The organism is Leeia speluncae (assembly GCF_020564625.1).
Taxonomy (GTDB): domain Bacteria; phylum Pseudomonadota; class Gammaproteobacteria; order Burkholderiales; family Leeiaceae; genus Leeia; species Leeia speluncae.
In genome coordinates this window covers 64,061-85,604 of record NZ_JAJBZT010000010.1, presented here as the reverse complement: position 1 = coordinate 85,604, position 21,544 = coordinate 64,061, and the positions used below count along the sequence as shown (strand labels likewise).

General features: G+C 48.4%; 20 protein-coding genes. 16 read left to right on the top strand and 4 right to left on the bottom strand.

Annotation, left to right across the window (positions count from 1 at the left end):
• Positions 1–103: 103 nt before the first annotated feature.
• The gene (locus LIN78_RS15335) at positions 104–850 is read right to left on the bottom strand and encodes a gamma-glutamyl-gamma-aminobutyrate hydrolase family protein (RefSeq protein WP_227181738.1); all 747 of its coding nucleotides are present in this window, start codon (positions 848–850) and stop codon (positions 104–106) included.
• Positions 851–934: 84 nt separating this feature from the next.
• Positions 935–2,338, bottom strand: a complete 1,404-nt coding sequence (locus tag LIN78_RS15330; protein WP_227181737.1) for an MFS transporter — start codon at positions 2,336–2,338, stop codon at positions 935–937.
• Between the two features lie 194 nt (positions 2,339–2,532).
• Between LIN78_RS15330 and LIN78_RS15325 the strand changes: the two genes are divergently transcribed.
• From LIN78_RS15325 to LIN78_RS15280, 10 genes are all read left to right on the top strand, one after another.
• On the top strand, positions 2,533–3,279 hold the full coding sequence (locus tag LIN78_RS15325; RefSeq protein ID WP_227181736.1) for a substrate-binding periplasmic protein: 747 nt from the start codon (positions 2,533–2,535) through the stop codon (positions 3,277–3,279).
• A gap of 220 nt (positions 3,280–3,499) precedes the next feature.
• A complete protein-coding gene (locus LIN78_RS15320) occupies positions 3,500–3,775 on the top strand; it encodes a phenol hydroxylase subunit (RefSeq protein ID WP_227181735.1) in 276 nt (91 codons plus the stop codon).
• Positions 3,776–3,863: 88 nt separating this feature from the next.
• Entirely contained in the window at positions 3,864–4,856 is a 993-nt protein-coding gene (locus LIN78_RS15315; RefSeq protein ID WP_227181734.1) for a ferritin family protein, read from the top strand.
• Positions 4,857–4,869: 13 nt separating this feature from the next.
• Complete coding sequence (locus LIN78_RS15310) at positions 4,870–5,142, top strand: MmoB/DmpM family protein (protein ID WP_227181733.1); 273 nt, start codon at positions 4,870–4,872, stop codon at positions 5,140–5,142.
• 24 nt (positions 5,143–5,166) lie between these two features.
• Positions 5,167–6,711, top strand: a complete 1,545-nt coding sequence (locus tag LIN78_RS15305; protein ID WP_227181732.1) for a YHS domain-containing protein — start codon at positions 5,167–5,169, stop codon at positions 6,709–6,711.
• Positions 6,712–6,722: 11 nt separating this feature from the next.
• The gene (locus LIN78_RS15300) at positions 6,723–7,082 is read left to right on the top strand and encodes a phenol hydroxylase subunit P4 (RefSeq protein ID WP_227181731.1); all 360 of its coding nucleotides are present in this window, start codon (positions 6,723–6,725) and stop codon (positions 7,080–7,082) included.
• Between the two features lie 95 nt (positions 7,083–7,177).
• Positions 7,178–8,239 (top strand): NADH:ubiquinone reductase (Na(+)-transporting) subunit F, encoded by a 1,062-nt coding sequence (locus tag LIN78_RS15295; protein ID WP_227181730.1) that lies wholly within the window; start codon positions 7,178–7,180, stop codon positions 8,237–8,239.
• A gap of 224 nt (positions 8,240–8,463) precedes the next feature.
• Positions 8,464–8,934 (top strand): hypothetical protein, encoded by a 471-nt coding sequence (locus LIN78_RS15290; RefSeq protein WP_227181729.1) that lies wholly within the window; start codon positions 8,464–8,466, stop codon positions 8,932–8,934.
• 761 nt (positions 8,935–9,695) lie between these two features.
• The gene (locus tag LIN78_RS15285) at positions 9,696–9,965 is read left to right on the top strand and encodes a helix-turn-helix domain-containing protein (protein ID WP_227181728.1); all 270 of its coding nucleotides are present in this window, start codon (positions 9,696–9,698) and stop codon (positions 9,963–9,965) included.
• Entirely contained in the window at positions 9,966–11,183 is a 1,218-nt protein-coding gene (locus tag LIN78_RS15280) for a type II toxin-antitoxin system HipA family toxin (RefSeq protein WP_227181727.1), read from the top strand.
• A 142-nt stretch (positions 11,184–11,325) separates the two neighbouring features.
• Here the strand turns inward: LIN78_RS15280 and LIN78_RS15275 are convergent, their stop codons facing one another.
• Positions 11,326–12,702: a pyridoxal phosphate-dependent decarboxylase family protein gene (locus LIN78_RS15275; protein WP_227181726.1), complete on the bottom strand. Its 1,377-nt coding sequence runs from the start codon at positions 12,700–12,702 to the stop codon at positions 11,326–11,328.
• Positions 12,703–12,794: 92 nt separating this feature from the next.
• On the opposite strand from LIN78_RS15275, the gene LIN78_RS15270 reads away from it, so the two are divergent.
• The 6 genes from LIN78_RS15270 to argG all read left to right on the top strand — a co-directional run bounded on the left by LIN78_RS15270 (position 12,795) and on the right by argG (position 20,062).
• Positions 12,795–14,228 (top strand): aminotransferase-like domain-containing protein, encoded by a 1,434-nt coding sequence (locus LIN78_RS15270; protein WP_227181725.1) that lies wholly within the window; start codon positions 12,795–12,797, stop codon positions 14,226–14,228.
• A 443-nt stretch (positions 14,229–14,671) separates the two neighbouring features.
• Complete coding sequence (locus LIN78_RS15265) at positions 14,672–15,436, top strand: hypothetical protein (RefSeq protein WP_227181724.1); 765 nt, start codon at positions 14,672–14,674, stop codon at positions 15,434–15,436.
• 87 nt (positions 15,437–15,523) lie between these two features.
• Entirely contained in the window at positions 15,524–16,198 is a 675-nt protein-coding gene (locus LIN78_RS15260) for a hypothetical protein (RefSeq protein ID WP_227181723.1), read from the top strand.
• A gap of 97 nt (positions 16,199–16,295) precedes the next feature.
• The gene (locus LIN78_RS15255) at positions 16,296–17,300 is read left to right on the top strand and encodes a hypothetical protein (protein WP_227181722.1); all 1,005 of its coding nucleotides are present in this window, start codon (positions 16,296–16,298) and stop codon (positions 17,298–17,300) included.
• 302 nt (positions 17,301–17,602) lie between these two features.
• A complete protein-coding gene (locus LIN78_RS15250; protein ID WP_227181721.1) occupies positions 17,603–18,073 on the top strand; it encodes a DUF4231 domain-containing protein in 471 nt (156 codons plus the stop codon).
• Between the two features lie 633 nt (positions 18,074–18,706).
• Positions 18,707–20,062, top strand: a complete 1,356-nt coding sequence (gene argG, locus LIN78_RS15245) for an argininosuccinate synthase (RefSeq protein ID WP_227181720.1) — start codon at positions 18,707–18,709, stop codon at positions 20,060–20,062.
• A 94-nt stretch (positions 20,063–20,156) separates the two neighbouring features.
• On the opposite strand, the gene LIN78_RS15240 is transcribed toward argG, so the two are convergent.
• On the bottom strand, positions 20,157–21,344 hold the full coding sequence (locus LIN78_RS15240; RefSeq protein WP_227181719.1) for a benzoate/H(+) symporter BenE family transporter: 1,188 nt from the start codon (positions 21,342–21,344) through the stop codon (positions 20,157–20,159).
• Positions 21,345–21,544 lie beyond the last annotated feature (200 nt).

Below are 21,544 nucleotides of genomic sequence, written 5' to 3'. Positions count from 1 at the left end.
CGCATCATTAGCCCATGCCAACAGTGACAGAATGGATACAATATGCGAAGGCCGTTTGGTCTATACACCTGCACAGCCTTCCGCATAGCAGAACGCTAATTGGTTAGCGACTTGCTTGATAGGCGTGGCAAGCCTTACCAAATGCATTAAAGATAGAAAGAGAAAGTGGATTATCCTGATATTGCCATTCAGGATGCCATTGAATCGCAAATGCAAATGTCTTTGCATCTTTTACGTGAATCGCTTCGACCAAGCCATCTGGCGCAACCGCTTCCGCTGTTACCCCATCTCCTAATTGATTGATCCCTTGGCTATGCACAGAATTTACCATTGCTTTGGTGTTTCCGTACCATTGACGCAAGTGGCTATCCGGCAGGATATCGATCTCATGTGATGGCGCGTAATGAGCCTCTGCCCCCTCGCCTTTTTCTCTGTGATCCATATTGCCCGGTACTTCGTGTACTTTTTGGTGCAATGTACCACCAAAAACGACGTTCATTTCTTGGAAACCACGACAAATACCCAATACAGGGATGCCCGCTGCGACAGCTGCTTTCATCACACTCATATTATTCGCGTCACGGTGTGGATCGTGCAGCGTACCCGGCTCACTTGCTGGTCCGCCATAGTGTCGAGGCTCTAGATTAGAACGGCTACCCGTAAACACGATGCCATCAAATTGTTCTAAGGTTTGCGCTAAAGATTGTTGAGGTTCTAATACAGGGACGAGTACAGCATACACATCTCCACCACCAACCACCGCAGAGATGTATTTCTCACCTACCACATGAAAAGCATGTTCACCGATAAACTTACGGTCACAAAAGATTCCCACCAATGGCTTTTTCATGCTGCAGTACCCAAATCAATCTAAAGAAAGTTGGGAATTATACTCGATACTATTGACAAAATTGATACGGGATAATACACAAATTTAAACAATTCGCTTTTGCCATAAAGAAACTAGCATCCCTACCACGCCTAGCAACAGCAAAATGGTAAAGAAATGCGCACTTGCATTTCTCACCAACTCACTCACATTGGCATGTTGAGAAAAAGCCCCCGCATGATGCAGTAACAAACTAGAGAGAGAAATACCGGTAGAAATAAGTACTTCACGCATCATATTTTTGCTTTGGTAAGCTTGAGAAAATACTTGCTCATCAATACCGATAAATGAATTCAGTGCAGCCGTTCCCTGCCCTAATGAAGCAAAGGAAGCAATAGAAATAAGCGCAATGGGTAATACCCACACGCCAGCCATGTCTTTGGCTAATAACCACATTAAGCCACTGTAAATACTCAAGACTAAAAAAGCCGAAAATAAATACTTTTTATGTCCAGGATGTTTACCTACCCAGTACATATGTAAGTGTGCCATCCCGTAACCAAAAAATGACGTCACCGCCAATATGCTACCGGTAATCGCTACCGAATAGCCAAGCCCTTTGCCTAGAAAAACAGGCAATATATAGTAACCACTAGATAATACTAAATAGCAAATACCATAAATCGTCATCCCCGCTAGGTAACGGTTATTGGGGCTATTAGAAAAGGTAGAAAAGGGTAATAGCGCGTGTTTTCGTTGGTATTCGTGACGAATAAACCAAATCAAGCCACCAATACCAACCACAGCAGGAATGACCCACGCGGCACGTGTGTCTAACTGATCATAAGCAATCCGCTCTAATAGAATCTGAATTGCTAGCACACCCGTCACTAATAAAATGGCACTCCAAGGATGCAATGTGCTTGGTAGCCTTGTGCCTTGATCGTGGCTTAACACTTTATTCACGAGCAACCAAACCGGCACAATCACAATGAGCGGAACTAGAAATATCCAACGCCAACTAGCAAAAGTAAGTAGCAAGGTCGCGATGATGACCCCTACTCCACTAAATGCAATCAAGCCCGTAATTAAAGCTCTTACCGCATCTAATCTAGAAGGGCCTTTAAAATAGTTCACCAATACACGTGCACCGGTAAAGAAGGTTGCGCCCCCTAGCGCCTGTACTACACGCCCAATAATGTAATGAAGTGGTGTATTCGCCGTTGCACAAATAACAGCCCCTATCGCAAAGAGCGCCAAAGAACAGTGCAACATGCGCCGGTAGCCAAGTCTATCTGCAATCCAGTGGTGGATGGCAATCATAAAAATAGCTGTGCCCGCATAAAGTGACGCCGCCAAACTAAAAGATTCAGCAGTACCATGAAAACCGTGGGTGATGGATAACGCAGAGAAAGAGACCATGGCATTTTGCATGAACTCTAACGAGACCATTAGCGCAATGGTCAACAAACACAGCTTTGCTTCTTTAGATAAGGGGTAAGAATACATATAGTTAGCGTAAAAATTGTTTCAAATGAAATTGTGCACATTTAGCTAGCAAAACAAAATAGTAGATTGATTCATTTTACGAATATTTAGTCGTCAAATTTTGTATACAAACTACATGACAATTCATTATGCATCACCTATGATTAAATCATATTAATAGAAAAAATAATCGCTCTAAAATGAAGAGTCTCGCATTGCCGTCCCTATTTCTTGGTCTATCTATATTGGCCAGTTCTACTGTTTACGCTAAAGATGAAACTTACAAATTGGTTCATCTAGTAGCCTCTGAATATCCGCCGACCACTAGCGAAAAAATGCCAAATGGAGGATTACTAGATCAAAAAGTGAAAGAAGCTTTTCGATTAGCTGGCTATGAGGTAAAAGTAACCTTCCTACCCTTTGCTCGTGGTTATGCCATGGCAAAAGCGGGGAAATTTGATGGCATTTACGACTTATGGATGACGCCTGAGCGTGCCAAAGATTTTCTACCCTCACACAGTGTTCATCATTCTATCTTTAGTATTTATGGTAGATCGGATGACGCATATCCGCCGAAATTTATCAGCCAATTAAAAGGCCATACGGTTGGCTTAGTGAGTAGCTACGGATACCCAAATGAAATCTCAAAAGGTGTCCTGCAATTAGATTACTCGAATGACGACATTAGTATTTTCCGAAAAGTACTAATGGGCAGAACCGACTACGCCGTTGCCACCAAAGAGCGCGTCGATTGGTTATTGCAAACCGATCTTAGTGCGAGCAAGTTACGTCTTTATAAAACAGAGATTCAGTTAAATAATTTGGATAGTGTAGTCGGGTTTCCCATTCATGCCCCGCGTTCACAAGAGTTAATCAAAGCGTTTAACAAAGGATTAGAGCAGCTAAATAAAGAAAAACCAAAGAAAAACATGGGGAAATTAATTTCTGTTAGCTATCAATAAGTTGTTTTTTAGCTTACAAGTCACAACACCTGCAAGCCTTAGCTTGTTTCTACTATTTTTGTGACTATCCAAAATTGGTATTTTTCCAAGGGGATTTTCCCTACCTATGAAAAGTACAATTGATCATTCCTTTCGTCCATTCTCATTCCTCGTTTGATTTGTTGAAATACGCCCTACACAACGAGCAGCAAAGACTGCCGAACAAGAGGAGCGGTTTCTAATGGATCATCCATCCACATTTGATCTGAACAAAAAATACGTTCGGATAATGGAAGAGCAGTCTAACGGACTGGTACTTTTCGAATTCTCTGTCGGTGAACCCGAGATGATGGTGGAACTTGTCATGCCTAAACCGGCGTTTGCCGAGTTCTGCGAAAAAAATCAGGTCATCTTCCTGACAAACAATCCTGCCCCCTCTACTGATTCGGCAAGCAACAGCGATTGGAATTGGCGTCTGAGTGACGCGACTAACCAACGCTTTCGCGACCCCACGTAAACACGAATTCAAGCCCGAATTCAAACGTACTTGCCATACCCACCAACAGAAACTTGCTGTTGGTCAGACTTCCTTTTAGGAGCACGCCATGCAAATTGATTTGCGTACCGTCAGCATTACCCCATTGCGCCAAACCTTCGGCCATTTGGCCCGTCGTTTTGGTGCAGACAAACCCGCTTCTCGCTACCAAGAAGCCACCTTTGATCTGCAACCGGTAGAGAACTTCCACTATCGCCCAACTTGGGAGCCTGAATTCGATATTTTCGATAAAGCGCGTACCGCGATTGTGATGAAAGACTGGTACGCACTGAAAGACCCACGCCAGTACTACTACGGCACCTGGACACTCGCACGTGGCCGGATGCAAGAAACCGCCGAAGGGGATTTTGAGCTGGTAGAAGACCTTGGTTTGGCGGGCACTTACCCGGAAGTCGGCAAAAACGAAGCGTTACGTGTTTTCTTACCGCTACGCCATTTGGCTTGGGCAGGCAACCTGAACAACGGTTATATCTCTGCTTACAGCTACGGGATTGCGATCTCTCAGGCGACCTGTTACGCCAGTATGGATCAGTTGGGGATTGCCCAATACGTTACCCGCCTGGGCATGGCATTTGGCGATCTGGATGCACTCGCAAGTGCTAAAGATGCGTGGCTACACGCACCAGAGTGGCAAGGTCTGCGCCAATTAGTAGAAGACCTGATGGTAGAAAAAGACTGGTTCAAGGTACTGGTTGCCCAGAACTACGTGATGGAAGGCCTGCTCTACCCACTGATTTACGATCGCTTTAATGATCGCCTAAACGACAAATACAGCCCGGTATTCTCGATGCTCACCCGCTTCCAGCGCGAATGGTTTACAGAAAACACCAAGTGGATTGATTCGATCATGAAAACCACTGCTGCTGAGAGCGCTGAAAACAAAGCATTACTGGGCGAATGGGCTAATCACTATCTGGCGCGTGTTGTGAATGCCTTGGCACCGATTGTCGAAATCGCCTTTGGCGAGCAAGCCGGTAGCGAAATGGACGACGCCGTTATTCAACTCAAAGCCCGCGCGACCAAAGCCGGTATTCCTCTCTAATCAAGGAGCAGTCATGGTTTCTTATGCCTTTATCGCTTTTCAGAAAAACGAAGAAACACGCTGCATTGTCGAGGCGATTGTGGATGACAACCCCGGTGCCATCGTCAACGAACAACCCGCCATGGTGAAAGTGGATGTGCCTAACAAGCTAGTGATTAAACGCGAAACTGTCGAAGAAAAAATGGGCCGTGATTTTGACCTGCAAGAACTGCAACTGCATCTGATCACCATTTCAGGCCATCTGGACGAAACCGACGACGAATTCACCCTTAGCTGGGCCAACTAAGCCAGCGGGCAAGGAGTAAATACTATGGATATGAAAGCTAGCAAAAAACTGGGGCTAAAAGAACGCTACGCCCTGATGACACGTGATCTGGCTTGGGACACCACTTACCAGCCAATGGACAAAGTTTTCCCGCAAGTCACCTATGAAGGCATCAAGATTCACGATTGGGATAAATGGGAAGATCCATTCCGCCTGACGATGGATGCTTACTGGAAATACCAAGGCGAAAAAGAACGCAAACTGTATGCGATTCTGGATGCCTTTAACCAGAATAACGGCCATTTGTCGGTAACTGACGCTCGCTACATGAACGTGCTAAAACTGTTCCTGGGCTCTACCCCGCCACTCGAACTAATGGCTGCTCGCGGCTTTAGCATGGTCGGGCGTCAGATGGTCGGCGCTGGCCCGCGTGTGGCTTGCCAGATGCAGGCAGTCGACGAATACCGCCACTTCCAGACCCAGATCCACTCGCTCTCGAACTACAACAAGTTCTACAACGGCTTGGATGAATTCGCCCATCAGCAATCACGCATGTGGTATTTGTCGGATGGTAAATCGTTCTTTGACGATGCCATTACCGCTGGCCCGTTCGAATTTATGGTGGCGATTGGCTTTGCTTTCGAATACGTACTAACCAACATCCTGTTTGTGCCGTATATCTCTGGCGCGGCTTACAACGGCGACATGGCGGCGATGACGGTTGGCTTCTCGTCTCAATCTGATGAAGCACGCCACATGACTTTGGGTCTGGAATGTATCAAGTTCATGCTGGAACAAGACCCAGACAACTTGCCAATCGTGCAACGCTGGATCGACAAGTGGACCTGGCGTGGTACGCGTAAGCTGGCGTCTGTCGGCATGATGATGGATTACATGCTGCCTAAACGCATCATGAGCTTTAAAGAAGCGTGGGAAATCTACGTCGAACAAAACGGCGGTGCCTTGTTTAACGATTTGGCACGTTACGGCATTCGCCCGCCAAAATGCTTCCAGCAAACCATCGACGAAAAAGAACACGTTACCCATCAATCGTGGATTGGTTTCTACATGAAGCCCGACTCCACACCATTCCACACCTGGATTCCAGAACCTGAAGAGATGGATTGGCTGTCCGAGAAATACCCTAACACCTTCGATAAATACTATCGTCCGGTGCTAGAGCATCTGGATAAAGAAGCTAAGGCGGGCAACCGGTTTAACAACAAAACCCAGCCGATGAACTGCCAAGTGTGCGTGAGCACCATCAAGTTCAACGAGCCGAACGACCCGATGTCGACTTGCTTCCGCGAGACCAAATACAAAGGCGAGAAATTCCACTTCTGCTCGGATCATTGCAAAGAAATCTTCGAGAACGAGCCAGAAAAATACGTGCAAACCTATGTATCGTCCCACCAAGGCTTGCAAGGTAATTGCGTACCCGAAGGCGTCGATGCGACTGCGCCAGACTTTAATCCGGGCGAGCATATCGCGGATTACTGGAAACTGGATAAGCGAGCGACTGGCGATTTTGCCGATTCGGAAGACAAACAGAACTTTGCTGCTTGGCGTGACCAAGCGACCAAGAACTAAGGAGACACCGCATGTCGATCAATGCATTAGCGGATTACGAATTTCCCTCCAGCGACCGCCTGGAAAACTTTAAAGGCAAGCAACTGGTGTATGTGAACTGGGAAAAACACCGTATGTTTTCCCGCCCATTTGTGCTCGCGCTGACACCAGACACCCCGTTTTCTGTCATCAAAGACAAATACATTACCGATTGCTACCGCTATCACCCCGACTTTGCCCAAATCGATTGGAGCAAAGTGGTGTGGCAGAACAGTAACGATGTCTTTACGCCAGACATGAATAAATCTTTAGCAGAAAACGGTATCGGTCATAAAGACCTGATCCGCTTTACCACCCCCGGCCTGGATGGCATCGCGGGGACGGGCTATTAATTAGAGATAGCAACTCAAGGCCACCCGCTCCGCGCTGGTGGCCTGCCTATTACGGGCGATTCGCTTTTACACCTGCTTGCCCAGAGGAGAAAACCATGAGTTACGAACTCACCATCGAATCACTTGGCCGCACCATTGAGGTAGAAGAAGGCCAAACCATTCTGGATGCCAGCTTACGTGCTGGTATCTACCTGCCGCACGCCTGTGGCCAAGGCTACTGTGCCACCTGCAAAATTAGCGTATTGGATGGCGAAGTAGACCACGCCAACGCGTCCAGCTTCGCGCTAATGGATTACGAACGGGAAGAAGGCAAAACTCTGGCCTGCTGTGCGCGGTTAGAAGCCGACACCGTGATTGATGTCGAAATCGAAACCGATGTCGACGCGCGTGACATCCCCGTTGAAGACTATCATGGCGTGGTCAGCCGCATCGAAGACCTGACTCCGACGATTAAAGGAATCTGGATCAAGCTAAACAACGGCAAAGCAATGGATTTTCAGGCGGGACAATACATCAACTTGAACCTGCCAGAAGAAATCGGCGTACGTGCTTTCTCGCTCGCCAACCCGCCCTCGACCGCAGACGAAATCGAACTGAATATCCGCATCGTCCCCGGCGGTGTCGGCACCACCTGGATTCACGAATCGCTAAAAGTAGGCGATAGCATCAGTTTCTCAGGCCCTTATGGCCGCTTCTTTGTGCATAAATCTGCCAATGTCGCTTCACTCTTTATGGCCGGTGGCTCCGGGCTATCTAGCCCCCGCTCCATGATTCTGGATTTACTAGACGATGGCTCGGAGTTACCCATCACCCTCGTCTATGGTGCACGTAACCAGACCGAGCTGTACTACCATCAGGAATTCTTGGCGCTAGCTGAAAAGCACGCCAACTTTACCTACCTCCCCGCGCTATCAGGAGAACCTGAAGATAGCGACTGGACAGGCTACCGTGGTTACGTACACGAGGCTGCCAAAGCCCACTTCGACAATGACTTCCGTGGCCAGAAAGCCTATCTGTGCGGCCCACCGATCATGATCGAATCCTGCATCACCACCCTGATGCAAGGGCGACTGTTCGAACGCGATATCTACACCGAGAAATTCTTCTCGGCCGCCGATGCCCAGCAGATCCGCAGCCCGTTGTTTAAGCGCGTGTAGGTAGTCATTAAACGTAATTGGTGTAGAAAGCCCTAGGCAGTTTATATCTACATAGGGCTTTATTCATTTAGCAGTGTAAATACATACATTTAACCGCAGTTGTTGTTGCTACACATCTTGCCAAAGATGAAACTTATCCAAATTAAGAGAAAACTTAAAAAAAGACATCACCCAAATGTCATTTAGTAGACTACACTGATCATTCCTTATCCCACTGAATATCGATGACAACAGATCAGCAAATCCACGCGCTACAAAAAGTCGTTCGCCGCAATGTTCTGGCATGGATAGCGAGGATACTGTCCATCATATCGATCATATTATTGTTTGTATTTGCCATAGAACAGCATCCCCAATACCTGATTGGTGGACTTTGTACTTCACTCATTGCTTTTTCCGCCTATCACGGTAATCCGCATATCAAAGCAGCAGTGAAAGCATTGGACAACGCCAATATTCAACAGTTAATTATTAAGATTGCAGTTGATGATGAATCAGAAACAACTAAATACTTTCTTATTACACCAACTAATGGCACTCAGCACTGGCAGATAGCTTTTATCCCCATCGGATGGAAACCCGTTTCAGGAGAGTATTTGGCTGATGTTTACTATTTACCCACTCTCAAATGGCCCGCACTAGTTAAAGTCGAGAACGGCATCATCTATCCGAGGGTAACACCAAAACTTGTGTAATTTTTCTGGTTTTAGATGTTTGCTATCGACCGCACTTCAACGCAAAATGCACCGCACCAGTCGCTATCTTGCCCATTTAATGAGTTTTCTAGGCATGAGCTACCAGCACATAAAGATTTATAAACCGCAAATAACTTTCTCCGCCAGAGGTCGCATCAAATAAACGACCTCCCCTGTAGAGATGGCAGTTACTTAGGTTGTATGCATGCCAGCGCAAGGAAACTGCCATCACATAGTGCATCACTTAAAACGCTAGAAAATCAGGGAAGCTACATTTAGCAAACCAAGTAGATGATGATCACATCGCACAGTTTGCGAGAATATCGCAGACAATTTCCACGTCCGCTGTTCTAGTCCGCCTATTGTGATCGAATCCTGCATCACAACCCTTATGCAAGGCCGACTGTTCGAACGCGATATCTATACCGAGAAGTTCTTCTCGACCACCGATGCGCAGCAGATCCGAAACCCATTGTTTAAGCGGGTGTAATCTCCGCCATACACACCCTGCCCACCTGCAGGTGCACTTGCATGGGGTGCAAGGGGTTGGAAGCTCGAACCCTCCCACTCCATGACATGTATTAACTAAACCCTAAAAGTCCCTTACCTCAAAAAATAACTGTAATCATAAATGGGAATGCTGCTTCACAGCATCGCCTTGAATTCATCTGGTAATACGAAGCTCATCAATACCTTGATTTTGTAATCTATATCTAACATAATTAGCCAATATAAAAATTTTGTTATTTATAGGTTACAAAATGGACCTAACTGAATTTGGGCAAACCCTGCGTTTGCAACGCAAATCACTCGGCTTTTCACAGCAAACGGTGGCCGATGCCGTTGGCCTTGCCAGACCTACGCTGAGCAAAATCGAAACCGGCCAAGTGCCAGATATTGGGATTCGTAAACTCATGCGCTTGGCAGAGCATCTTGGACTGCGGCTTATATTAGAAGAAGATACCTTCCGCCCCACCTTGCAACAGCTGATCAATGAAAATCGGCAAGAAAAACAAAAACGAGGCCGATAAATGCTAAAAGTCTGGGCAGATAACCTGGAAGCGGGGGTGGTGGCTAGGTCGGTATTAGATGACAAGCAGTTTACTTTTACTTATCAACCCGACGCGCCCCCATCAGCAGCAGTATCGCTCACCATGCCGGTGGGCAGTAAAAGCTACCCCTACCCCAATGGCTTACATCCTATTTTTCAGATGAACTTGCCGGAAGGTCGTTTGAAAGAATCCATCGAAAGACGAGTCCGCAAGCTAACCCCAGACTATGATGAACTCTCGCTGCTCGAAATCACCGGTCCCTCGCAAATTGGGCGCCTGCGTTATGGCAGCCATCTAGATCACCCGGCTTTTCAAACACAAAGTATTGCAGAGATTCTGACTTATGACGGGGCAGAAGATCTGTTTCAGGACTTACTGAATCGTTTTGCCGAGCAATCCGGCATTTCTGGCGTACAGCCCAAAGTACTGATCAGAGACGACGCCTACTTCTCTGGTGATGGACGCAAAAGCCTGACAATGAAAAGTGCCACCCATATTGTCAAATCATGGGATGCCAACGAGTTTCCCGAACTCGCCGCCAATGAATACTTCTGTCTGCAAGTGGCAAAAAAAGCGGGCTTGCCCATCCCGGAAGTGGCGTTGTCAGATAATGGCAAATTGCTAGTAGTGACCCGATTCGATCTATCGCCTGAAGGGGCTTATTTGGGATTTGAAGACTTCTGTGTGCTCACCGGTTTGCCTACACAAGATAAATACAGCCTTAGCTATGAACGGGTGGCCAAAGGGATACGACAGTTTGTTAGCCCCACACATCGATCACAGGCATTAGCGCAATTCTTTACCGCGTTATTGGTGAATTGCGCCGTGCAAAATGGCGATGCGCACCTGAAAAACTTTGGGATACTGTACGCCGACCCGTTTTCCAGCACATATCTCGCACCGATATACGACGTGGTGAGCACCAGCCCCTACCTACCGAGGGATGTCATAGCACTGACACTGGATGGCAGAAAATCCTACCCATCCGCCAAAGTTTTAAGCAAATTCGCACAGCAAGCCTGTGGCATCGCCCCCCGCACGGCAAAACAGCTAATGGAAAAAGTCGCCGACGCAGTAAGCGATACCCTTCCCGATCTAATCCGCTACGGATCAGAACGCCCAGACTTTGCCCCCATTGGCAAACGCATAGTCTCGGCTTGGGAAGCGGGAACTACTCGGTCGCTCCAGACAAAGTAGTTCCCTAATCAGGCGTAAATATTAGGCTTGCTGCATTTCTAAGCTGGAACGAAACCACACGTCAACGGCTTGCTACCTCTACGCCTTTACAGCCGTCGATTCATTTTGGTTGCAGGACTAGCTTTAAATTCAATAGAGAGATTTACATCGCACAATTTGCGAGAATGTCGCAGACAATTTCCACATCCGCTGTTGTAGTCCGCCAATTACTGAACGCAGCGCGGATTGCACTTTTTCCGTCCCACATGCCCGGCGTCAGCAATACCTTTCCGCTTTGATTGATCTGTTTTAGCCTCTCTTTGACCGACACCGTATCTGACGTTGGCCTGAATACCACGACATTGAGGCGACAAGGGTGTAACAGTTCGTAGCCGGGAGACTGCTCAATCCAGTCAGCCAGCATGCTGGCTTGGGCGCAATTGCTCTCGATCAGTGCGGCAAACCCTTCCCTGCCATAGGCTTGAAGACTAAACCAAAGTGGCAACGCACGAAACCTTCGCGAGTTTTCGATGCCACGATCCATAAAGGAAGGGAGTGAGGACTCAACATCCAGATAGGGGGCGGCCACCGAGCAGCTTTGTTGCAAAATCTCGGGGTGGCGCGTGAAGAAAATCCCGCTATCGTAAGGCACATTCAGCCATTTATGGCTATCGCTGGTGATGGAGTCTGCGAGTTCGATGCCCTTTGTCCAGGCATGGCGCGTGGCTGACAAACGGGCAAACAATCCAAAGGCACCATCTACATGCAGCCACGCCTGATGAGCACGACAAAGGGCCGCAATGGCTTCCAAATCATCAAAATCCGTCCCCGTCACTGTACCCGCACTGGCTAATACGATTTTACCTGCTGCCGAACTCTCCCGGAGCGCAAGGGCCAATGCATTCACATCCATGGCTTCGGAGTTGTCGAGTCGGGCAATCTGGGTGAACTGGTTTCTCCCCAGACCGGCAAAGCTGAGCGCCTTTTGTGCGCTGGCATGCGGAGTAGCGGAAAACACCTCGATACTGGCACCGGCCAAACCATCCCGAGCGATATCCTGCCCCTGTTGTTTACCGGCAAATTGTCGGCCGCAGATCACACCGAGTACATTCGAGGCCGTCGCCCCACTCGTTAAAATGCCACTAAATTCTTCGGGCAGTTCAAGTAGTTGGCGTAACCAGGCCAATGCCTGAAGTTCGACAGCGCTACTGATCGAATCCCCCGGGGACGCCACATTCTGGTCACACGCAGAAACAAGCCAATCTCCCAGCATGGCGGCGGGCGTCGTGCCACCAGTCACAAACCCCAGATAACGCGGCCCGGCAGACGCATTTAAAAACGGTGCTACCCGATGTTCAAATTCTGCGAATGCCTGTTTGGCACCCAATCCCACCTCGGGCAATCCCCCCTCCAACAGATTAGGGGCATTCAGGCAGCCCACCGGGCGCTCTGAAAGCGTTTGCTGAAAATCGATAGCCCAGCGGCTGACGCTCTCTGCCAACTGAGGCAGAGATGAGAAATCGGCATTGAATTGGTTCATGGGGTACCTCTCTTGTCATGGAATGATGCTTTGGATTATCCTTGGACTGAAAAAAGAGTACAGATACAAAATTTTTAAGAAAATAAAGCACAGTGACTTTTAAATACCGACATCTGGCCGATAAACTGATCAGCGACATCAATGCCAACCGTTTGCAGGCGGGGCAGCGCATGCCTTCCATTCGGGCGTTGAGTCAACAGTATAAAATCAGCATCACCACCGCATTAAAGACCTATGAACAACTTGAAGCCGAAGGTTATTTAATATCGCGACCTCAGGCTGGTTTCTTCGTTCGCCCACGGCCAAAGCAGCTAGGAGAACTATCACTACCGGCATTCCGCCCAGTAGTGGGTAGCGTAGATAATGAAGCGCTGCTGTATGAGATCCAGTCGGCAGCGAATGACCCACACCGGATTGGCTTGGGCACGGTCATGATCGCCCCAGAGCTGTTGCCATTAGCCGCCTTACAAAGAAGTCTGCAACGAACCTTAAGAAATCGCCCCTTGGTTGCCAGTACCTACTGCCCACCCAGTGGCGAACCGGAACTTTGCGCGGCCCTCAGTCATCATTTTGGTGAGGATGGCATTCATCTGCCTGCACACGAACTCCACATTACCAACGGATGTATGTCTGCCTTGAGTCTGGCAATCTCTGCCACCACCCAGCCGGGGGACAATATCGCCATCCCCTCCCCCTGTTTCAGCGGGCAGCTTCAATTGTTGGCCAGCCTTGGGCGCAACGTAGTGGAAATTCCCTCTGCTGCCAGTGGCTTGGACATGGATGCGTTAGCACAAAGCATGGCCAGCGGTCAGGTGCAGGCGTGTCTGGTCACTGCCAATTTTCAGAACCCATTGGGGTATTGTTTAACCTCTGCACAAAAGCAGCAGCTTGCGACGCTGGCCAGCCGCTACCAATGCCCGATCGTGGAAGATGATGTATTTGGCGAGTGTGGCTATCACCCGCAGCGGCCACTGCCGATTAAAAGTTGGGATCAGACTGGCGATGTACTATGGTGCGGATCGTTTTCCAAGACGCTGGCCCCCGGCTACCGTGTAGGCTGGTGCGGCCCCGGACGCTATGCACCGGCGTTTAGTCGCCTGCATTTAAGCCAAAGCCTGGCTGTGAACTCGCCACTGCAACTGGCACTGGCCGATTTTGTACATAGTGGCGAATATCGTCGGCATCTGAAAAGACTGCGCATCGACCTGGCTCGACAAGTAGATGCATTAAGGTGTTATGTGGAAGCCCAGTTCCCACCCGGCTGTACGGTCACTCACCCACAGGGCGGGCTCGCCTTATGGGTGCAACTGCCGGAAGGATGTAACGGGATGCAGCTGTACGAAGACGCCAAGATGCACGGTATCAATGTGGTACCCGGCGCCGTATTTAGTGCACGGGAGTTATACCACAATGCCGTTCGGCTAAATGCCGGCAACCCATGGGATGAAAAAATTAAAGACGCCGTCGACGTATTGGCCGATCTGATTAAACGCCAGGTTCACAGTATTGATGAAGGCGAATGCTAACTAGGGGCATCTACTTACCACCACTCAATCCATACACAAAACAGGTGACGAATAGCACATATTAGCCAGCCCAACATCTTGCGAGGGTGTCGATGATAGTGAAATAGCAAAAAGCGCCGAGCCCGATTAACGTATTGCGACTCGGTACGCAGGCTGAAATGCCTGATTCGCAGCATCTCGCCCAACAAATCGAGCAAGCGTGCCGCGGCAGTACATCTGGCTGTGTACTTTTAGGTATTAGCAAATGCTATAGCTTGTAAAACAAATATAAATGCATATAACATACCATGTTATACACCCAGACAAACCAAATATACACCTGCAATGGTGTATATTTCACCTTGGACATTTGAGTCTCGCCAACAATGAACATTGACATCTCATTTAATTGCAAGTGCGGCCAGAGAAATTCTGAAACTTTACCTTGCCCTGAGCCAAATTTCATGGCTGAAAGAAATAGTGATAGTTACACCGAAAGCTACGAGTCGGTAATTTGCGAAAGCTGCGGAGCCGATTACGACGTAACCATAATGAATTCGTTTGGCGGCGCGGATGTATACGTAAATAACGGGGATATAAACTCTCAGAACAGCGGCCCGTATTACAGCAAAGACGATGACGATGACGAGGTGCTTTACTGGAAAAACGAATCACCAGAACATTACAGAGTCCTCAATGACCACCTTGACAGCGCATCCGAATTATTAAAAGTTGCCGTGAACGAAAGAAATAGGTTTAGCCTGAATGTAATGATTTACGGGCATGTTGTGGCAGCAGCGGAAGGTTTTTTGTCATCAATCTTCATCAAAACAACTGTTGGTCACGAAGAGCTGATAAGAAAATTGGTCGAGACAGATCCAAAGTTCTCGGACATGAAGTTCACTCTTTCTCAGCTTTTCAAAGAAAGAGAGCAAATCAAAGACACGGTCGCAAAGTATCTTCACGACCTAATATTTCACGACCTAAAGAAAATAAAGCCAATGTACAAAGATGTTTTGGGCCATGATTTTGGCGATATTTCATGGCTATTTAAGGCAGTTGCAAAACGTCACCACTGCGTACATAGAGCCGGGCACGATAAGGACGGCACCCCAATCGTTTTTGCCGAAAATGAAGTTTTAGGTCTGATTGAACAAATCAAGAAATTGGCTGCTGAACTATTGATTACAACAAACAAACTAGAAGACTCATTATCTCTCCCGTTTTAATCGACGGCATAACAATTCGTTCCAGGGGACTATGAAAAAGCTGCGCTTTTTCATAGTCCCTACACTCAAACGTTAGAGCCCTTGGACATGAGCAACATTGAGAAATACATACCCGAAGGTACATCGTGGCTAAGAGCCGCAGTATCATCAATCCCAGTTGCCGGTAGCGCCCTTGACCATCTTCTATTTGACAAGGCTGATACCATCCGTATGCGTAATATGGAAGCCGCTGTTGCATCGTTGTCAGATGAAGTTCAGAAGCTAGGGCACCAGGCAATCGATAAGGATTGGTTTTCATCGGAAGAAGCGTTGGCGGCATTCAAAATACTCTCCGACAAGGCCTCATATGAGCCGGACAAAGCAAAAGTCGATGCACTAGGCCGGTTAGTGGCAACATGCGGAACTGTTGAGCATGCCAGTGATGCAAAGAAGCTTTCTGTATTGGAGCATCTTTCGCGTCTCACTTCAGTTCAGATCAAGCTACTTTCTGTGATGCTGAGTACACCACCGCAAGAAAAGAAATTCTCCACAGGTGGCCTTATACAAACAGCCAAAGCGATTTGGCTCAATGATATTATTTCCGCACTAAATGCAGGACCTCAATTTTGGAGCGGCCAGCTAGTTGTCAATCAAGAGTTGGAAGTCCTTGAGTCTTTAAACACTATCCGACAAGTGCCGCTGTTTGTCTCAGAAGAATTAGGCTTCACATTTACGGCAATTGGGCTTCATGCCGCTACTTACGTTAAGTCCACAAGGCTCTAACATAGCGCTCAACCTCGCTGCCTTCGGTCGCTGGACGCTGCGTGATAAAGCCGCGCAGCGCCGGTTAACTCTACGTTAGGCCCAACAAGATATACATATGTCCATCAAGAAGCTTCTAAAACCCCACGAAATAGAAACTCTGTATACCGGAGCAAATGCGGCAGTCTGGCATGCACACGAACTGGCAAATTATCTCTCATCAAAGCGCAAGACTCGAGAAGAAGATCATGTGGCAACGCTTGTAACCAACGGAATACCTTTCCTAGCGGAACGTTGGATTCCGCTACTTCAATCAAAGCGGATCGGGTTGAGATTATCCGGTGTATTTTGTCATGGACATCCGCAAGTGAAATTCGGGACGCCATCAAATCAGGTGGAACTCGCTGATCTTCTCATCGTTCACCAGCACACTCAAGGCAAAAGAGCTTCTGCGCGCGCGATCCTGCTCCAAGCGAAGATGTCAGCAGATTCAACACACTTGCTTCCGGCAGGAGATGCCCAACTGCAACTGTTTTCGCATTGGCCTCCATTCGAATTCGTAACTGGTGGCCTTGCTTCGGGCATTCGCAATCTCAACGAGACGGGAAGAGGTTCGCGATATGCCTTGGTACTAGACAGGCAAGCCTACCCAGAACAGATCGTCTGGGCAGACCAATGTCCGTGGGCCGCCAGTCCCGCCACACAGCGACTAACAGCTGACCGCTCGCTTGCAAGAATGCTGGGAGACATGATCCTCGGTAAGGAAGGTCGCCCCTTCAAACTGGGCACCACGAAGGACGAATGGTCAAAGACAATTCAAGAGCTTCTCGAAGTCACTGGCCGCAAGACTTACAAGCGTAAAAATATCAACCGCGGAGATACTCCAAGACTTTCAGGTGATGTTCCGGTTGGTCCGGGCATCATGTTCATGATGCTATCGGGAGCACCTTCATCTATAGACGCATCACGGTCCAGCGCGTCAATTCACGAGCGATACTTCGGTTCGGTTCCTACAGTTCAAGGTGACGGCGACGGCTTTGACACGACTTCAAACGTACAGCAGATTAATCCTGAAGGCGGCATCTCAACTCTTCTCGTTGAAACAATCGAGGAACAAGGATAGTGCTAGCAATGCAGGTCAATGTAGTGGGGTCTAATTCCTTGTTCGAATCGATGCTGTTCACCTCACAACTTTGACATTAGGTGATTTCATGCCTCAAAATCTTGATACCTTACTTGCTTCAATCAATAAAAAAGCAAATATAATCAATAGCAACTTTGTGCGCACATTTTGTGTGCAGTCAAATTTTATGAGTAACGCACCCACCCCGCCATGCCAATCACATACTTCGTGTACTAGGACCGCGCTGACGCACAGCCCATTAATTCTGCGTTAGACTTCAATTTCACATAAAGGGAACATCAATGACACCCGAGGACTACATCGAGACGCGCGTTGTTCAGTATCAAAATTGGTACAACGGCAAGGCTGTCAGCAGCAAGAGTCGATATTTGCAAATGCGCGCGTTCTCAGTCGTTGGTGGTAGTCTTGTTCCCGTGTTGGTGAATGTGAGTTCCAAGTACACGTTCCTTGGCGCATCAGTAACCCAGTGGGCTGTCACGGTTATCAGTCTCTTGGTGGTAGTTTGTGTTTCGCTTGAAAGCGTTTTCCACTACCGCGAGCAGTGGAAAAACTATCGCTCAACGGAGCAGTTGTTAGGACACGAGCGGTTCTTGTTTCAGTCGAGAGTAGGTCGCTATCAAGGAATGAACGACCCAGAAGCGTTCCGCCTATTCGTTGAGCGTGTAGAGGAGGCAATTGCGATTGAGAATTCTGCGACCCTCAACGTAATGACCATGGCGAATCAAACGATTGAATCAACTAAGCACGCCTAGCTAGGTGAAGTCTAACCAGTTGGCCATGCTTCAACGCTAGCCACATCAATTCACGGTCGATCGCAAACATGAAATTCATTAATTTCGTAGCTTTACTTGCCTTTCAAAGCAACCTCTTCAACGGTAAACGCACAGTTTATAATTATCGAGAAGAAGACTCACACTTCCTTCAAAATATCGACAGCCAAAAGCACAGAGACCTATGTCTCTAGCTCACCCGGTGGGGGCCGACTCCAACGCCCACTTACTTTCACGTTATGCCGGACAAGTCCGATATTCCATGTAAACCTGTTGCTCCATACTTATCTGTCGAGAGACAGCCCGGCCGAACTTACGACCTACACGTTGAGCCAACATTGTATTTAAAACTTAATTTTGTCTGCATTATGGAAGTTGTTCTCAGCCACTCCCCCCAACATGCAATTTATTGCTCAGCAATAACCGCGACACACGCAAAAAACTGCTGAAATAACAAACAGATACTTGACCAAACCTACCGTTAAGCCTGACAATTGCAAGGTTATACGTGCATTTCTTTAAACTGCACTTTCGCAAGGCTGCCAGCGGGTAAAATCGGCAGCGCGCGCCCCGGTAGCAACCGGTTTTCTGTTCACTTTTTATCAAGCCACGCAAGTGGCCAGACATCACGACATGGCAACCATTCTTCAGAATATTCCTTCAGGTCAGAAAGTCGGCATCGCATTTTCTGGCGGTCTAGATACCAGCGCAGCCCTATTGTGGATGCGTAACAAAGGCGCGGTTCCTTACGCGTATACAGCTAACCTTGGCCAACCGGATGAGACCGATTACGACTCTATCCCACGTCGTGCTAAAGAATACGGTGCAGAAAATGCCCGTCTGATCGACTGCCGTGCACAACTAGTGGCAGAAGGTATTGCCGCTTTGCAAGCTGGCGCGTTCCATATTACGACCGCAGGTTCTACTTACTTCAACACCACACCGATTGGCCGTGCCGTGACCGGTACCATGCTAGTGGCTGCGATGAAAGAAGACGATGTAAACATCTGGGGTGATGGCAGTACTTACAAAGGTAACGACATCGAGCGTTTCTACCGCTACGGTTTGTTGACCAACCCAGAACTGAAAATCTACAAGCCATGGCTTGACCAGACTTTTATTGATGAGTTGGGCGGCCGTTCTGAGATGTCTCAGTACATGGCGCAGTATGGTTTCGAGTACAAAATGAGTGCTGAAAAAGCCTACTCTACCGACTCTAACCTGCTAGGTGCGACCCACGAAGCGAAAGATCTGGAATTCCTAAGTACCAGCCTGAAGATTGTGAAGCCAATCATGGGTGTGGCGTTCTGGCGTGATGACGTAGAAGTGAAACCGGAAGAAGTAACTATCCGCTTCGTGGAAGGTCAGCCAGTTGCCCTAAACGGCGTGGAATACAACGACCCTGTCGAACTGATGCTAGAAGCTAACCGCATTGGTGGCCGTCATGGTTTGGGCATGAGTGACCAGATCGAAAACCGTATTATCGAGGCGAAGAGCCGTGGTATTTACGAAGCTCCAGGGATGGCACTGCTGTTTATCGCTTACGAGCGTCTGGTAACTGGTATCCATAACGAAGACACTATCGAACAATACCGTGAAAACGGTCGTCGTTTGGGTCGTTTGTTGTACCAAGGCCGTTGGTTCGATTCTCAAGCGCTAATGCTGCGTGAAACCGCTCAGCGTTGGGTGGCTCGTGCAATCACTGGTGAAGTGACCATCGAACTACGTCGCGGTAACGATTACTCTATCTTGGATACCCGTTCTGGCAACCTGACTTACAAGCCGGAGCGTCTGACCATGGAGAAGAACGAATCTTCGTTCACCCCACTAGACCGTATCGGCCAATTGACCATGCGTAACCACGATATCGCGGATACACGTGATAAGTTGATGACTTATACCGAAGCTGGCCTGCTAGCTGCATCTAGCGCCTCTGCGCTACCAAACCTGAAAAGCGAAGAAGGCAAATAAGCTTTCCCGCTGTTAGGTTTCTGTAGCAAACAAAAAACCCGCCTCCGATGAGTGCGGGTTTTTTGTTGTTCGTTTGAATAGCGAGTGTTGTGGCTTAACTTTTCTTCCAAGCCAGCACTAGCGATAATCCGCGCCCTTCTAGCAACCACTTGGCAATCATTCCGGCAATCAGCCCCCAGAATGGCGCGCCTAAGCCTACCAGCGTCACGCCAGAGGCTGTCACAACAAAAGTAATCAGCGCACTTTCGCGTTGCTGCTCGTTACTCATGGCGACTGCCAAGCCATTCATTAACGCCCCCAGCAGTGCCAAACCGGCAATGGTAATCACCAGTGCTTTTGGTAAGGCAGCGAACAGCGCCACTAATGCCCCGCCCACCATCCCCACTACAATATAAAACGCACCCGCCACAATACCGGCAATGTAGCGTTTTTTAGGGTCTTCATGCGATTCCCGTCCGGTGCATATAGCAGCGGTAATGGCAGCCAAGTTAATACCATGCGCACCAAATGGCGCTAGCAACAGGGCAGCTAGAGAGGTGACTGATACCATTGGTTTGGCAGCGGTTTCATAGCCTGCGTTCTGCATCACGGCAATCCCCGGCACAAACTGCCCGGTAATCGTCACCATGGCTAGCGGCAAACCAATCCCGATAATCCCCGCTAGGCTAAATTGCGGCGTAGTCCAAACAGGTTGCATCACCGCCAGATGTACATTGCCAAGATGCAATAAACCCATTTCTGCAGAAATGATGACTCCCACACACAGCACCAGCAAAATGGCATAGCGTGGCAGTAGCTTGCGCAACACCAAGAAGGCAAGAAACATTGGCACGACTAGCATGGGCAAATCATGCAAGGCGGTCATCGTTTCTGATGCAAACCGGAACAAAATGCCCGCCAACATTGCGGCGGCTATTTCTTTGGGAATCCAGCTAATGATCTTGTCAAAGCCGCCCGTCATCCCCAGCACCAGAATCAAAAAGCTAGCAAAACAATAAGCACCAATGACTTCCGGGAAACTCACCTGCCCCAGGCAGCTAAGCAATAGTGCAGCCCCCGGTGTAGACCATGCGGTAATGACCGGCGCTTTGTAGCGATAGCTCAACCACAGCCCTGCTACCCCACTACCAATCGATACCGCCCAGATCCAGGAAGCCATGACCGACTGGCTTAGCCCCGCTGCATTCCCCGCCTGAAAAATAATCAAAGCCGGCCCCGCATACGAGATCGTCACCGCGATCAGCCCCGCCACAATGGCAGACAACGACACATCCTTCCACATACCCACCTCCCCGCAAATGACAATTGATTTGCTAGTGATGGTAGAGATTGTCTGCGTATGGAAACAGGAACAGATTGGGGGTAGCAGCTAGAACAGAAATAAACACTCCTTCCGTAATCATTCCCATTCGCAGCGTATCAATTATTTGATAAAATAATTTTTTGTATACAAATCAATTTATTAGCACTGCTAGCAGTAGG

Bases quoted from the DNA above. Each gene is read 5' to 3' on its own strand.
- LIN78_RS15275 (WP_227181726.1), bottom strand. From the start codon at position 12,702: ATGAACCAATTCAATGCCGATTTCTCATCTCTGCCTCAGTTGGCAGAG.
- LIN78_RS15255 (WP_227181722.1), top strand. From the start codon at position 16,296: ATGTCCATCAAGAAGCTTCTAAAACCCCACGAAATAGAAACTCTGTAT.
- LIN78_RS15280 (WP_227181727.1), top strand. From the start codon at position 9,966: ATGCTAAAAGTCTGGGCAGATAACCTGGAAGCGGGGGTGGTGGCTAGG.
- LIN78_RS15260 (WP_227181723.1), top strand. From the start codon at position 15,524: ATGAGCAACATTGAGAAATACATACCCGAAGGTACATCGTGGCTAAGA.
- LIN78_RS15320 (WP_227181735.1), top strand. From the start codon at position 3,500: ATGGATCATCCATCCACATTTGATCTGAACAAAAAATACGTTCGGATA.
- LIN78_RS15300 (WP_227181731.1), top strand. From the start codon at position 6,723: ATGTCGATCAATGCATTAGCGGATTACGAATTTCCCTCCAGCGACCGC.
- LIN78_RS15285 (WP_227181728.1), top strand. From the start codon at position 9,696: ATGGACCTAACTGAATTTGGGCAAACCCTGCGTTTGCAACGCAAATCA.
- LIN78_RS15335 (WP_227181738.1), bottom strand. From the start codon at position 850: ATGAAAAAGCCATTGGTGGGAATCTTTTGTGACCGTAAGTTTATCGGT.
- LIN78_RS15295 (WP_227181730.1), top strand. From the start codon at position 7,178: ATGAGTTACGAACTCACCATCGAATCACTTGGCCGCACCATTGAGGTA.
- LIN78_RS15330 (WP_227181737.1), bottom strand. From the start codon at position 2,338: ATGTATTCTTACCCCTTATCTAAAGAAGCAAAGCTGTGTTTGTTGACC.
- LIN78_RS15305 (WP_227181732.1), top strand. From the start codon at position 5,167: ATGGATATGAAAGCTAGCAAAAAACTGGGGCTAAAAGAACGCTACGCC.
- LIN78_RS15240 (WP_227181719.1), bottom strand. From the start codon at position 21,344: ATGTGGAAGGATGTGTCGTTGTCTGCCATTGTGGCGGGGCTGATCGCG.
- LIN78_RS15310 (WP_227181733.1), top strand. From the start codon at position 4,870: ATGGTTTCTTATGCCTTTATCGCTTTTCAGAAAAACGAAGAAACACGC.
- LIN78_RS15290 (WP_227181729.1), top strand. From the start codon at position 8,464: ATGACAACAGATCAGCAAATCCACGCGCTACAAAAAGTCGTTCGCCGC.
- LIN78_RS15265 (WP_227181724.1), top strand. From the start codon at position 14,672: ATGGCTGAAAGAAATAGTGATAGTTACACCGAAAGCTACGAGTCGGTA.
- LIN78_RS15315 (WP_227181734.1), top strand. From the start codon at position 3,864: ATGCAAATTGATTTGCGTACCGTCAGCATTACCCCATTGCGCCAAACC.
- LIN78_RS15250 (WP_227181721.1), top strand. From the start codon at position 17,603: ATGACACCCGAGGACTACATCGAGACGCGCGTTGTTCAGTATCAAAAT.